Source organism: Pseudomonas sp. BIGb0558 (assembly GCF_024807515.1).
In the GTDB taxonomy this organism is placed as follows: Bacteria; Pseudomonadota; Gammaproteobacteria; order Pseudomonadales; family Pseudomonadaceae; genus Aquipseudomonas; species Aquipseudomonas yamanorum_A.
In genome coordinates, this window is the sequence record NZ_JANUEW010000001.1 from 551,533 (window position 1) to 564,085 (window position 12,553).

Below are 12,553 nucleotides of genomic sequence, written 5' to 3' on the forward strand. Positions count from 1 at the left end.
TTTCTTAAAGCGACGAGTATTTCTTGCGCAGACGCTGACGAATCAGCTCGGCGAGGGTGTTCATGACGAAGGTGAACAGCAGCAGCACCAGCGCCGAGAGGAACAGCACGCGGTAGTGGCTGCCGCCGACTTCCGACTCGGGCATTTCCACCGCGACGTTGGCCGCCAGGGTGCGCAGGCCCTCGAACAGGTTCATCTCCATCACCGGGGTGTTGCCGGTGGCCATCAGCACGATCATGGTTTCACCCACCGCACGGCCCATGCCGATCATCAACGCCGAGAAAATGCCCGGGCTGGCGGTCAGGATGACGACGCGGGTCATGGTCTGCCATGGCGTGGCGCCCAGGGCCAGGGAGCCCAGGGTCAGGCCGCGCGGCACGCTGAACACGGCATCTTCAGCGATGGAGTAAATGTTCGGGATCACCGCAAAACCCATGGCCAGGCCGACTACCAGGGCGTTGCGCTGGTCGTAGGTGATGCCCAGGTCATGGGAAATCCACATGCGCATGTCGCCGCCGAAGAACCAGGTTTCCAGGTACGGGCTCATGTACAGCGAGAGCCAGCCCACAAACAGGATCACCGGAATCAGGATCGCGCTTTCCCAGCCATCCGGGACCCGCAGGCGGATCGACTCAGGCAGGCGGCTGAAGATGAAACCGGCCACCAGGATGCCAATCGGCAACAGCATCAGCAGGCTGAAAATCCCCGGCAGATGCCCTTCGACATACGGCGCCAGGAACAGGCCGGCGAAGAAACCGAGGATCACCGTCGGCATCGCTTCCATCAATTCGATCACCGGCTTGACCTTGCGGCGCAGGCTCGGGGCCATGAAGTAGGCAGTGTAGATCGCAGCGGCAACCGCCAGTGGCGCCGCCAGCAGCATGGCGTAGAACGCAGCCTTCAAGGTACCGAAGGTCAGCGGCGCCAGGCTCATCTTGGGTTCGAAGTCGGTGTTGGCGGCGGTCGATTGCCAGACGTATTTAGGCTCGTCGTAGTTTTCGTACCAGACCTTGCTCCACAACGCGCTCCAGGAAACTTCCGGGTGCGGGTTGTCCAGCAACAGCGGTTGCAGCTTGCCGCCGGCCTCGACGATCACCCGGTTGGCCCGTGGCGACATGCCGAAGACACCGGTGCCGTCGACCACCTTGTCCACCAGCAGCGTGCGGTGGGCGGTGCTGTGGAACACGCCGAACTTGCCGGAAGCATCGAGGGCGGTGAAGCCTTTGCGACGCTCTTCGGCGGTGATTTCAACGATAGGCGCGGTGCCCATCTGGAAGGTGCGGATCTGCTTCAGGCGCTGCTCGCCGTCCGGATCGCGGGCCATGAACCACTGCGCCAGTCCACCGCTGGAGTTACCGATGATCAGCGAAATGCCGCCCACCAGTTGGGTGCTGGCCGTGACTTGCGCCACGCCATCTTCCAATAATTTGTATCGACCGTTGAGGCTCTTGTCCCGCAGGCTGAAAACGTCGGCTTGGGCACGGCCGTTGATCACGTAAAGCCACTGCTGGCGCGGATCGACGAAGATGGCTTTCACCGGCTCGGTCATCTGCGGCAGTTCGATGCGCTTCTGCTCGGTGGTGACTTCCTCGGTCATCATGTTTTCTTCACGGCTGATGGACAGCACGTTCAGATGGGCGCCGCTGGAACCGGCCACCACCAGCGACGAGTCGGTAGCGTTCAAGGCTACGTGCTCAAGCGGGAGGCCTTGTTCGTCGAGGACGATCGGCGTTTCGCCGTAAGGGTATTCGATGGCTGGCGAGATGGTTTTCTTGCCGTCCGGGTACGACACTTTATAGGTGTGGCGGAACACCAGCGACTGGCCGTTGGACAGGCCAAGGATCACCAGCGGGCTGCCGGGCTGGTCTTCACCAATGGAGGCGACTGTGGCACCGGCCGGCAACGGCAGGTCTACACGCTTGAGCTCGGCACCCGTATCAACGTTGAAGAACAGCGCCTGGCCCTTGTCGGAAACCCGCATGGCGACCTGGTTCTGCTCTTCCATGGAGATCATCAGCGGCTTGCCGGCGTCCTGCAGCCAGGCCGGCGTCAACGCATCTTCCTTGGTCAGGTTGGCACCGTGGAACAGTGGCGCGACCACGTAGGCCAGAAAGAAGAAGATCAAGGTGATCGCGCCCAGCACGGCGAGGCCGCCAATCAGCACATACCAGCGGGTCAGGCGATCCTTGAGCGCGCGAATACGGCGCTTGCGTTGCAGCTCAGGCGTATTGAAATCAATGCGCTTGGGGGGAGAAGTCGTCGTCATGGTGGAATTGGCCAGATCATTCATGCGCACACCCTAGCGGTCCTGTATGACAGAAAGATGACAGTGTAGTGACGCAAGAAATCCGCCGCGTAGCATGGCTGGCAGCGGATTAAAAAATTGATGGTGTAGGCCGGGCTTGTGTGGGAGCGGGCTTGCCCGCGATGGCATCAACACGATTTCAACCTTGAACCGCGTCGCCAGCATCGCGGGCAAGCCCGCTCCCACTTAAAAGCCTGCCCCTACACAGGGTATTACAGGCTTAGTTGCCTTCTTTCAGACCCAGGTCAGCCAGTGCCTTGGCGGCAACTTTGGCTGGCAGCGGGATGTAGCCGTCTTTCACTACCACTTCCTGGCCCTGTTTGGACAGAACCAGCTTCACGAACTCGGCTTCCAGCGGGGCCAGAGGCTTGTTCGGGGCTTTGTTGACGTAAACGTACAGGAAGCGCGACAGCGGGTATTTGCCGTTCAGGGCGTTTTCTTCGCTGTCTTCGATGAACTCAGTGCTGCCTTTCTTGGCCAGGGCCACGGTTTTCACGCTGGCGGTCTTGTAACCGATGCCCGAGTAACCGATGCCGTTCAGCGAGGAGCTGATGGACTGTACAACCGACGCCGAACCAGGTTGTTCGTTCACGTTAGGTTTGTAGTCGCCTTTGCACAGGGCTTCTTCCTTGAAGTAGCCGTAGGTGCCTGATACCGAGTTACGACCGAACAGTTGCACTGGCTTGTTGGCCAGGTCGCCGGTCACGCCCAGGTCGCCCCAGGTCTTGACGTCAGCTTTGGCGCCACACAGACGCGTCGAGGAGAAGATCGCGTCGACCTGTTCCATAGTCAGGTGCTGGATCGGGTTGTCCTTGTGCACGAACACGGCCAAGGCATCCACGGCAACCGGGATAGCGGTTGGCTTGTAGCCGTACTTCTGCTCGAAGGCAGCCAGTTCGGTGTCCTTCATCTTGCGGCTCATCGGGCCCAGGTTGGAGGTGCCTTCAGTCAGCGCAGGTGGTGCAGTGGCGGAGCCGGCGGCCTGAATCTGGATGTTGACGTTCGGGTATTCCTTCTTGTAACCCTCAGCCCACAAGGTCATCAGGTTTGCCAGGGTATCGGAACCAACGCTGGACAGGTTGCCCGACACACCAGTGGTCTTCACGTAAGCCGGAATGGCCGGGTCAACACCAGCGGCTACCGCGTTAGCGGTCGCAACGCCAGCAGCGACAAAAGTCATTGCCGCCATCAAACGTTTCAGTTTCATGCCTTGCTCCTAGCAGATAGGGATAATTGGATCGGGGCCAAGTATCGGTAGGCCGTGTGAACACTCTATGTCTGGAATATGACAATTAGATGAAAGGCCATCATTTATGAAAAACCTGTCAGGAAGGGGAAAATCAATAAATCCGGGAGCTTGCGAGGAGGTTGAAGCGACTGCAGCAGTTCGCTGGAAACACACTGTAAGCGTTGCCGAGCAAAATCTGTGGTGAGGGAGCTTGCCCCCTCACCACAAGGTTATCGGTAAGTCAGCGCCCGCGTTTCCAGAGGTAAGCACCCACCAGCATCCCCATCACACACAGAACAGCGACGTAGTAGGCCGGGCCCATCGGGCTTTCCTTCATCAGCAGCGACACCGCCAATGGCGTCAGGCCACCGAATACGGCGTAGGCGACGTTGTAGGAGAACGACAAGCCACTGAAACGCACCACCGGCGGGAACGCTTTCACCATGACGTAGGGGACCACACCGATGGTGCCTACAAACAGACCGGTCAAGGCGTACAACGGGAACAGCCAGTCCGGGTGAGCCATCAGGCTGTGATAGAGCGTCCAGGAAGTGGCCAGCAACAAGGCGCAACCGATGATCAGCACGCGGCCGGCACCAAAACGGTCGGCCAGGGCACCGGAGGCAATGCACCCCAGGCTCAGGGTAACGATGGCCAGGCTATTGGCCTGCAGCGCCACCGTGGGGCTGAAGTGGTAGATCGTTTGCAGCACGGTCGGCGTCATCAGGATAACGACGACCACACCCGCCGACAGCAGCCACGTCAGCAGCATCGACAGCACGATGGCACCACGGTGGTCACGCAGCACGGCACGCAATGGCAGTTCAGCCGCCAGGGTCTTGCGCTGCTGCATTTCGGCGAAGATCGGGGTTTCATGCAGCCAGCGACGCAGGTACACCGACAGCAGGCCAAACACTCCGCCCAACAGGAAAGGAATCCGCCACGCGTAATCCGACACCTGCTCCGGGCTGTAGAGGGTATTGATGGCGGTTGCCACCAGCGAACCCAAAAGGATGCCCGCCGTCAGGCCGCTGGTCAGGGTGCCGCAGGCATAACCGATATGACGCGGCGGCACGTGCTCGGACACGAATACCCAGGCGCCCGGGACTTCACCCCCAATCGCCGCGCCCTGGATCACCCGCATCAGCAGCAACAGGATCGGCGCCCACAGGCCAATCTGCGCGTAGGTCGGCAGCAGGCCCATGATCAGGGTCGGCACGGCCATCATGAAGATGCTCAGGGTGAACATCTTCTTGCGGCCCAGCAGGTCACCGAAGTGCGCCATGATGATCCCGCCCAGCGGCCGCGCCAGGTAGCCGGCGGCGAAGATGCCGAAGGTCTGCATCATGCGCAGCCATTCAGGCATGTCGGCAGGGAAGAACAGCTTCCCGACCACCGTGGCGAAAAACACGAAAATGATGAAGTCGTAGAACTCCAGCGCCCCGCCCAAGGCAGACAGCGACAGGGTTTTGTAGTCGTTGCGGGTCAGCGGGCGCGACGGTTGCGCACTGCTTGCGGGCACGGAGGACATGGCAAGGCTTCTCTTATAGTAGTCAGGACGGCAAGCCCGGGACTTGCGGCAGGCTTGGCAAGATAGCAAATCGCTTGAAAAAGCACAGCGTTGAGCACTTAACAGTTCAGATCCGCGAAATATTCCCGTCGCAGATGGGCAATTAACATGAGCAAGAGCACAGTTGCCGGAAAAAGCCGCGATACAGCGTCGATTTACCGACCAAATGAGCGGCGGGAGGTCGTCGTGGCGCCGACGGCTCGATATACTCGGCCATTGCAAGCGCCAGACCCGCATCCTTGAGGGGCTGCTGTGCCAAAACGTCGTTGGCCGCCCGCCAGCCGATTTGGCAGAGTTTCCCTTTAGTACGCCTTACGAGAAACGCATCGAGCGGTGTATGTTGGTGCTGAAACGTTTTTCCAGAAGACGGCTATCCACTTGAAATACCCATGAAGCGTCACGGGTCAGAGGCACCGGCATGATCGAACTCGAACAAGAAGATCCTATCCCGCAAGGCGATCTCGCCCTGCAAATCACCGCACTCCCGCGTGAAACCAACGGTTTCGGCGACATCTTCGGCGGCTGGCTGGTCGCACAGATGGACCTGGCCGGCACGGCCATGGCGAGCAAGGTTGCCGGTGGCCGCGTGGCGACCGTCGCCATTGACCGCATGGCATTCCTGGTGCCGGTAGCCGTCGGCGCGCAATTGTCCTTCTATACCCAGGCCCTGGAAATCGGCCGCAGCTCGATCCAGATGATGGTCGAAGTGTGGAGCGACGACCCATTGTCCAGCGAATGGCGCAAAGTGACCGAGGCGGTGTTTGTGTTCGTGGCCATCGACGGCAGCGGTCGCACCCGCTCGGTTCCGTCGCGGGCGCGTTAAACATCGCGACGTTTTGACGGTCCATTGCCACATTGTCTGCCATTGAGAGCGCGCGCCCATGTCTACACCCAACGTTGAAACCGTAAAACTGGATGAGCTGAACGCCTGGCGCATCCGCCATGACGGCGCCGAATTGGTGGTGGCCCAGCAAGGTGCGCACATCGTCAGCTACCAGCGCGCCGGCGAGAAGCCGCTGATCTGGCCCAACGACGAAGTGGTGTTCAAGAAAGGCAAAGGCATTCGTACCGGCGTGCCGGTGTGCTGGCCGTGGTTTGGCGTATTTGACCGTAACCCGCAGAGCGTCAAGGCCATGTACCAGGGTGATGAGCCGGCTGGCGCCCATGGCTTCGTGCGGACCGCCGACTGGACGTTGGCGGGCGTTGAAGCGCAAGGCACAGCGCTGCGTGTGGAGCTGGAACTGCCGGTGCCCGAAGGTGGATTCCCGGGCTGGCCCCATCAGGTCGACGTGAAGATGAGCATCCTGCTGGATGATCAACTGCACATCCGCCTGACCAGCCATAACCGTGGCACCGAGACCGTCAGCCTCAGCCAGGCGCTGCACAGCTACTTTGCCGTCAGTGATGTACGCAAGGTGCAGGTCGAAGGGTTGGACGGCCTGACCTATATCGATACCGCCGACGGCTGGACCCACAAGCAGCAATCCGGGCTCCTGCACTTCACCGCCGAGACCGACCGCATCTACCTCGACACGCCGGCGCAACTGAACATTGTCGATAAAGACTGGCAGCGTCGCGTCCAGCTCACCAGCACGGGCTCGCGCTCGACGGTGATCTGGAACCCGTGGACCGAACGTGCCAAGGCCTTCAGCGACATGGCCGACGACGGCTGGCAGGGCATGCTGTGCATCGAGACGGCGAACGTGCTGGACGATGCGGTGACACTGGCACCGGGCGAAAGCCATACCCTGGGTGTGAGCATCAGCGGTATCGCCCTGTAAACCCAATCAAATGTGGGAGCTGGTTTGCCAGCTCCCACATTTTGAATTGCGTCGCGGCTTACAAGTCCGACTCTTTGACTGCCCGTACCTTCCCCGCATCCAGCGCATAGGCCGCATCGGCCAGGTCGTTGTTGACCTTCTCCACCTTCAGCGTGCCCGTGACCCACAGCGGCGTGTAGATATCATCCAGCTTCAACCCCTTGGGATAACGCACCAGCACCAACTGGTTGGGCGGCGGTGGCGGCACGTGGATGCACGCGCCCGGGTAAGGCACCAGGAAGAACAGCGTGCTGCGGCCCTTGGCGTCGGTTTCCAGCGGCACAGGGTAGCCGCCGATGCGAATGTTCTTGCCGTTCATCGCGGCCACGGTCTTGGTGGAATACATCACCGCTGGCAAGCCCTTGCTCTGCTTCAGGCCACCCTTTGCGGTGAAGGTGCCTTGGGCTTCCGGGGAGTTGTGGTCGATTTCGGGCATTTCTTCGAGGGCTTTCTGGTCCGACTTGGGCATCAGTTCCAGCCAGTCGGTTTCCGGCAGTTCGCCAGCGTGCGCCAGGCCACAGCCCAGCAAAAGAAGAGTCAACAGGAGACGGCGCATGGAGAGGCTCGGCAAGGAATACAGTGCCGGCATTCTAGCCCTCTGCGCCTGCGCAGCGCAGAGGGCCTGGTCGCTAAATTACTTCTTTTTCAGCAGACCGTAGATCACCAGCAGTACCACGGCACCTACCAGCGCGCCGATAAAGCCTGCACCCTGGCCAGCCTGATAGATGCCCAGTGCCTGGCCACCATAGGTCGCAACCAGCGAACCGGCGATACCCAGCAGGATGGTCATGATCCAGCCCATGCTGTCGTCGCCTGGTTTCAGGAAACGCGCCAGCAGGCCGACGATCAGGCCGATAAAGATGGTTCCAATGATGCCCATGGCATTTCCCTCTGAATTGAGTGTGCGTAAGCCAAAGCCTAGTCAGACTTTGGCGTCCTGCAATCAGAGAGACGACGGTCACCAATGGTTCCCGTCGGACTCGGCTTATTGCTCGGCGATCAACGCCTCTACCTTGAGGATCTGCGCTTGCAGCGTCGCGCGGTCCTTGCAGCGCAGGTTGGCGTGGCCGACCTTGCGCCCGGCCTTGAAGGCCTTGCCGTAGTGATGCAGATGGCAGTCGTCGATGGCGATCACGCGCTCAACCGGCGGCACCACGCCGATGAAGTTGAGCATGGCGCTCTCGCCGACCTTGGCCGTGGAGCCCAATGGCAAGCCCGCTACCGCCCGCAGGTGGTTTTCGAACTGGCTGCACTCGGCGCCTTCGGTGGTCCAGTGCCCGGAGTTGTGCACTCGCGGAGCGATTTCGTTGGCCTTGAGGCCGCCGTCGACTTCAAAGAACTCGAACGCCATCACGCCGACGTAATCCAGCTGCTTGAGCACGCGGCTCGAATAATCTTCGGCCAGGGCTTGCAGCGGGTGGTCGGTGCTGGCCACGGACAGCTTGAGGATGCCGCTGTCGTGGGTGTTATGCACCAGCGGGTAGAAGCGGGTTTCGCCATCCCGGGCACGCACGGCGATCAGCGAGACTTCACCGGTGAACGGCACGAAGCCTTCCAGCAGGCAGGCGACGCTGCCCAGCTCGGCGAAGGTACCGACCACATCGGCAGCGGTGCGCAGGACTTTCTGGCCCTTGCCGTCGTAACCCAGGGTGCGGGTTTTCAGCACGGCCGGCAGGCCGATGGAGGCGACTGCAGCGTCCAGGTCGGCCTGGGACTGGATGTCGGCGAAGGCCGGCGTCGGGATGCCCAGGTCCTTGAACATGCTCTTCTCGAACCAGCGGTCGCGAGCGATACGCAAGGCTTCGGCACTCGGGTACACCGGCACGAACTGCGACAGGAAGGCCACGGTTTCAGCCGGGACGCTTTCGAACTCGAAGGTCACCAGGTCGACTTCATCGGCCAGCTGGCGCAGGTGATCCGGGTCGCTGTAGTCAGCCCGCAGGTGTTCACCCAGCGCAGCCGCGCAGGCGTCTGGCGCCGGGTCCAGGAAAGCGAAGTTCATCCCCAGCGGCGTACCCGCCAGGGCCAGCATGCGACCCAGTTGGCCGCCACCGATTACACCGATTTTCATCAATCAACAACCTCAGGCAATGCGTGGGTCCGGATTGTCCAGGACGCTGTCTGTCTGCTCAGCACGGAATTTTTTCAGCACCGCGTGGAACTGCGGGTGCTTGGCGCCGAGGATGCTGGCAGACAGCAATGCTGCGTTGATCGCGCCGGCCTTGCCGATCGCCAGGGTAGCCACCGGAATACCGGCGGGCATCTGCACGATGGACAACAGCGAATCCACGCCCGAGAGCATCGACGACTGCACCGGTACGCCCAGCACGGGCAGGTGAGTCTTGGCGGCACACATGCCAGGCAGGTGAGCGGCACCGCCGGCACCGGCGATAATCACCTCGATGCCACGGGATTCTGCTTCATCGGCATACTGGAACAGCAAATCCGGCGTGCGGTGGGCGGAAACCACCTTCACTTCGTAGGGAATGCCGAGTTTTTCCAGCATATCGGCGGTGTGGCTAAGGGTGGACCAATCGGACTTGGAGCCCATGATCACGCCAACCAATGCACTCATCGTCGTGCCTCTTCTCTCTGGGCGCCCGCAGGCGCGTCAAAAAACAACAAGCCACGCGGGAAATCCGGCGTGGCTTGGTGTACGAATTAAGGCCGGTGGGACCGGCCGAAGGCCGCGCAGTATACCGTAATAACGCAGATAAACAGCCCCTGGAATGACCATCTGTCCAGTGGCGCAAAGTAGCGGTTTTATTGACTTCCAGGTCAGCGAAAACACCACAAAACCCTGTAGGAGCTGGCTTGGCTGCGATAGCGGTGTATCAGCCAACATTTCAGGCGCTGACCCACCGCAATCGCAGGCAAGCCAGCTCCCACATTTGACCTGTGTTGGCTCAGGTATTCTGCGCCGCACCACCTTCCAGCTTGCGCCACAACAACCGCACGTTCGCCTTGCGCACCAGGGCGCAGCGGTACAGGCGAATCTCCAGCGGCACATGCCATTGCGCACCGCCGCACACCACCAGTTCGCCCCGCGCCAGCTCCGCCCGCACGCTCAACTGCGGCACCCAGGCAATGCCCAGGCCTTCGAGGGCCATGCTTTTGAGGCTGTCGGCCATGGCGGTTTCGTAAATCGTGGTGAAGCGCAGCGCTCGCTGGCGCAGCAACAGGTTTACCGAACGCCCGAGAAACGCGCCGGCACTGTAGGCCAGCAGCGGCACGCTGCCCTCGCCTTCCAGGTCGAACAGCGGCTTGCCGTCAGCATCGGCGGCGCACACCGGGAGCATCTCGGTGTTGCCCAGGTGCAGCGACGGGAAGATCTCCGGGTCCATCTGCATCGCCGCGTCCGGGTCGTAGAACGCCAGCATCAAGTCGCAGCCGCCTTCGCGCAGCGCGTGCACCGCGTCGCCGACGTTGGTGGCGACCAACCGGGTGGCGATGTTCAGTCCTTCATTGCGCAACTGCGCGATCCAGCGTGGGAAAAAGCCCAGCGCCAGGGAGTGGGCCGCCGCCACCTGCATGACTTCGCCCTGCCCGCCTTCCAGGTGATGCAAGTGCCGCAGCACTTCGCCGAGCTGCTCGACCACGGTACGCGCGGTGACCAGGAACAACTGCCCCGCTGCCGTCAGTTCGACCGGGGTGCGCGAGCGATTGACCAGGGTCAGGCCAAGCGCGGCCTCCAGGCTGCGGATGCGCCGACTGAACGCCGGCTGGGTGACAAAGCGCCGCTCCGCCGCCTGGGAGAAGCTGCGAGTGGCAGCCAGGGCGCTAAAGTCTTCCAGCCATTTGCTTTCAAGGTTCATCACATCCTCCCGGGGCACGCACCATTTTGGCACACACGTCCGCCATGGTAACGGGGTCACACCGACATTATGCCGTTTATGCATAGGCCAGTGTTTAACAGCATTGGCCCAAAACTTCCCGCAAGCCTAGCATTCACAGCGTTCCGGCCTAGCCCGGGTCCCTATCGAGATGATTTCCGTCATGTCCTCCGCTGCATCTTTCCGCACAGAAAAAGACCTGCTTGGCGTACTCGAAGTACCCGCTCAAGCGTATTACGGCATCCAGACCCTGCGAGCGGTGAATAACTTCCGCCTCTCGGGCGTTCCGATTTCGCATTACCCGAAATTGGTGGTCGGCCTGGCAATGGTCAAGCAAGCGGCCGCTGACGCCAACCGCGAGTTGGGCCAGCTCAGCGAAGCCAAGCACGCTGCCATCAGCGAAGCCTGTGCCCGTCTGATCCGCGGCGATTTCCACGAAGAGTTCGTGGTGGACATGATTCAAGGCGGCGCTGGCACTTCAACCAACATGAATGCCAACGAAGTCATCGCCAACATCGCGTTGGAGGCCATGGGCCACAACAAGGGCGAATACCAGTACCTGCACCCCAACAACGACGTGAACATGGCGCAGTCGACCAACGACGCCTACCCGACCGCGATCCGCCTGGGTCTGCTGCTGGGCCACGACGCCCTGCTGGCCAGCCTCGACAGCCTGATCCAGTCGTTCGCCGCCAAAGGTGAAGAATTCAGCCACGTCCTGAAAATGGGCCGTACCCAGCTGCAAGACGCCGTGCCGATGACCCTCGGCCAGGAATTCCGTGCCTTCGCCACCACCCTCGGTGAAGACCTGGCCCGCCTGAAAACCCTGGCGCCAGAGCTGCTGACCGAAGTGAACCTGGGCGGCACCGCCATCGGCACCGGCATCAACGCCGACCCGCGTTACCAGGCCCTGGCCGTTCAACGCCTGGCCACCATCAGCGGCCAGCCGCTGGTACCGGCTGCCGACCTGATCGAAGCCACCTCCGACATGGGCGCCTTCGTGCTGTTCTCCGGCATGCTCAAGCGTACCGCGGTGAAGCTCTCGAAGATCTGCAACGACCTGCGCCTGCTGTCCAGCGGCCCACGCACCGGCATCAACGAAATCAACCTGCCGGCCCGCCAGCCAGGCAGCTCGATCATGCCCGGCAAGGTCAATCCGGTAATCCCGGAAGCCGTGAACCAGGTGGCGTTCCAGATCATCGGTAACGATCTGGCGCTGACCATCGCGGCCGAAGGCGGCCAGCTGCAACTGAACGTGATGGAGCCGTTGATCGCCTACAAGATCTTCGACTCGATCCGCCTGCTGCAACGCGCCATGGACATGCTGCGCGAGCACTGCATCGTCGGCATCACCGCCAACGAAGCCCGCTGCCGCGAGCTGGTGGAACACTCCATCGGCCTGGTCACCGCTCTGAACCCGTACATCGGCTATGAAAACGCCACCCGCATCGCCCGTATCGCCCTTGAAAGCGGCCGCGGCGTGCTGGAACTGGTGCGCGAAGAAGGCTTGCTCGACGACGCCATGCTCGACGACATCCTGCGCCCCGAAAACATGATTGCCCCACGTTTGGTCCCGTTGAAGGCCTAAGCGTTTGTTGCACCGCTCACCAGGTTGAGGGACTAGACACCTCTCACCTTTTGAGGGCCTGAAGGCTCGTTCTTCAGGCCCTTTTTTTTGCTCGAAATACCCCACGCGCGTCTTGTAGGAGCGAGCTTGCTCGCGAAAAACTTCAAGGCGCTGCGTTAATCCAGGAGGAACTCATCATCGTTAAAGACCTTCGCGAGCAAGCTCGCTCC

11 protein-coding genes are annotated in these 12,553 nt (G+C 61.3%); 3 read left to right on the forward strand and 8 right to left on the reverse strand.

The window, feature by feature from the left end:
* Nucleotides 1-4: 4 nt before the first annotated feature.
* The 3 genes from M2400_RS02575 to M2400_RS02585 form a co-directional block, all read right to left on the reverse strand.
* The gene (locus tag M2400_RS02575) at nt 5-2,038 is read right to left on the reverse strand and encodes an ABC transporter permease subunit (protein ID WP_177043880.1); all 2,034 of its coding nucleotides are present in this window, start codon (nt 2,036-2,038) and stop codon (nt 5-7) included.
* Nucleotides 2,039-2,525: 487 nt separating this feature from the next.
* Nucleotides 2,526-3,512, reverse strand: coding sequence for a phosphate ABC transporter substrate-binding protein PstS (locus M2400_RS02580; RefSeq protein WP_065883793.1), 987 nt, complete (start codon nt 3,510-3,512; stop codon nt 2,526-2,528).
* Nucleotides 3,513-3,774: 262 nt separating this feature from the next.
* The gene (locus M2400_RS02585) at nt 3,775-5,064 is read right to left on the reverse strand and encodes an MFS transporter (protein ID WP_177112351.1); all 1,290 of its coding nucleotides are present in this window, start codon (nt 5,062-5,064) and stop codon (nt 3,775-3,777) included.
* Between the two features lie 457 nt (nt 5,065-5,521).
* On the opposite strand from M2400_RS02585, the gene M2400_RS02590 reads away from it, so the two are divergent.
* Together M2400_RS02590 and M2400_RS02595 are read left to right on the forward strand one after the other, a co-directional pair.
* Nucleotides 5,522-5,926: an acyl-CoA thioesterase gene (locus tag M2400_RS02590; protein ID WP_003176975.1), complete on the forward strand. Its 405-nt coding sequence runs from the start codon at nt 5,522-5,524 to the stop codon at nt 5,924-5,926.
* A gap of 58 nt (nt 5,927-5,984) precedes the next feature.
* Entirely contained in the window at nt 5,985-6,884 is a 900-nt protein-coding gene (locus M2400_RS02595; protein WP_259195420.1) for a D-hexose-6-phosphate mutarotase, read from the forward strand.
* 58 nt (nt 6,885-6,942) lie between these two features.
* Here the strand turns inward: M2400_RS02595 and M2400_RS02600 are convergent, their stop codons facing one another.
* The 5 genes from M2400_RS02600 to M2400_RS02620 form a co-directional block, all read right to left on the reverse strand.
* Nucleotides 6,943-7,479 (reverse strand): DUF3299 domain-containing protein, encoded by a 537-nt coding sequence (locus tag M2400_RS02600; RefSeq protein WP_177043673.1) that lies wholly within the window; start codon nt 7,477-7,479, stop codon nt 6,943-6,945.
* A 78-nt stretch (nt 7,480-7,557) separates the two neighbouring features.
* Nucleotides 7,558-7,803: a GlsB/YeaQ/YmgE family stress response membrane protein gene (locus M2400_RS02605; protein WP_003213408.1), complete on the reverse strand. Its 246-nt coding sequence runs from the start codon at nt 7,801-7,803 to the stop codon at nt 7,558-7,560.
* 105 nt (nt 7,804-7,908) lie between these two features.
* On the reverse strand, nt 7,909-8,994 hold the full coding sequence (locus M2400_RS02610) for a 5-(carboxyamino)imidazole ribonucleotide synthase (protein WP_083356067.1): 1,086 nt from the start codon (nt 8,992-8,994) through the stop codon (nt 7,909-7,911).
* A 12-nt stretch (nt 8,995-9,006) separates the two neighbouring features.
* On the reverse strand, nt 9,007-9,498 hold the full coding sequence (gene purE / locus M2400_RS02615; protein WP_003195648.1) for a 5-(carboxyamino)imidazole ribonucleotide mutase: 492 nt from the start codon (nt 9,496-9,498) through the stop codon (nt 9,007-9,009).
* A 331-nt stretch (nt 9,499-9,829) separates the two neighbouring features.
* Entirely contained in the window at nt 9,830-10,738 is a 909-nt protein-coding gene (locus M2400_RS02620; RefSeq protein ID WP_177043671.1) for a LysR substrate-binding domain-containing protein, read from the reverse strand.
* A gap of 181 nt (nt 10,739-10,919) precedes the next feature.
* Between M2400_RS02620 and aspA the strand changes: the two genes are divergently transcribed.
* On the forward strand, nt 10,920-12,344 hold the full coding sequence (gene aspA, locus M2400_RS02625; protein WP_010168341.1) for an aspartate ammonia-lyase: 1,425 nt from the start codon (nt 10,920-10,922) through the stop codon (nt 12,342-12,344).
* The last annotated feature ends 209 nt before the right edge of the window (nt 12,345-12,553 follow it).

What these genes read in the sequence shown, in the direction of transcription:
- M2400_RS02580 (WP_065883793.1), bottom strand. Translation starts at nt 3,512, where the DNA reads ATGAAACTGAAACGTTTGATGGCGGCAATGACTTTTGTCGCTGCTGGC.
- aspA (WP_010168341.1), top strand. Translation starts at nt 10,920, where the DNA reads ATGTCCTCCGCTGCATCTTTCCGCACAGAAAAAGACCTGCTTGGCGTA.
- purE (WP_003195648.1), bottom strand. Translation starts at nt 9,498, where the DNA reads ATGAGTGCATTGGTTGGCGTGATCATGGGCTCCAAGTCCGATTGGTCC.
- M2400_RS02590 (WP_003176975.1), top strand. Translation starts at nt 5,522, where the DNA reads ATGATCGAACTCGAACAAGAAGATCCTATCCCGCAAGGCGATCTCGCC.
- M2400_RS02610 (WP_083356067.1), bottom strand. Translation starts at nt 8,994, where the DNA reads ATGAAAATCGGTGTAATCGGTGGCGGCCAACTGGGTCGCATGCTGGCC.
- M2400_RS02605 (WP_003213408.1), bottom strand. Translation starts at nt 7,803, where the DNA reads ATGGGCATCATTGGAACCATCTTTATCGGCCTGATCGTCGGCCTGCTG.
- M2400_RS02600 (WP_177043673.1), bottom strand. Translation starts at nt 7,479, where the DNA reads ATGCGCCGTCTCCTGTTGACTCTTCTTTTGCTGGGCTGTGGCCTGGCG.
- M2400_RS02595 (WP_259195420.1), top strand. Translation starts at nt 5,985, where the DNA reads ATGTCTACACCCAACGTTGAAACCGTAAAACTGGATGAGCTGAACGCC.
- M2400_RS02585 (WP_177112351.1), bottom strand. Translation starts at nt 5,064, where the DNA reads ATGTCCTCCGTGCCCGCAAGCAGTGCGCAACCGTCGCGCCCGCTGACC.
- M2400_RS02620 (WP_177043671.1), bottom strand. Translation starts at nt 10,738, where the DNA reads ATGAACCTTGAAAGCAAATGGCTGGAAGACTTTAGCGCCCTGGCTGCC.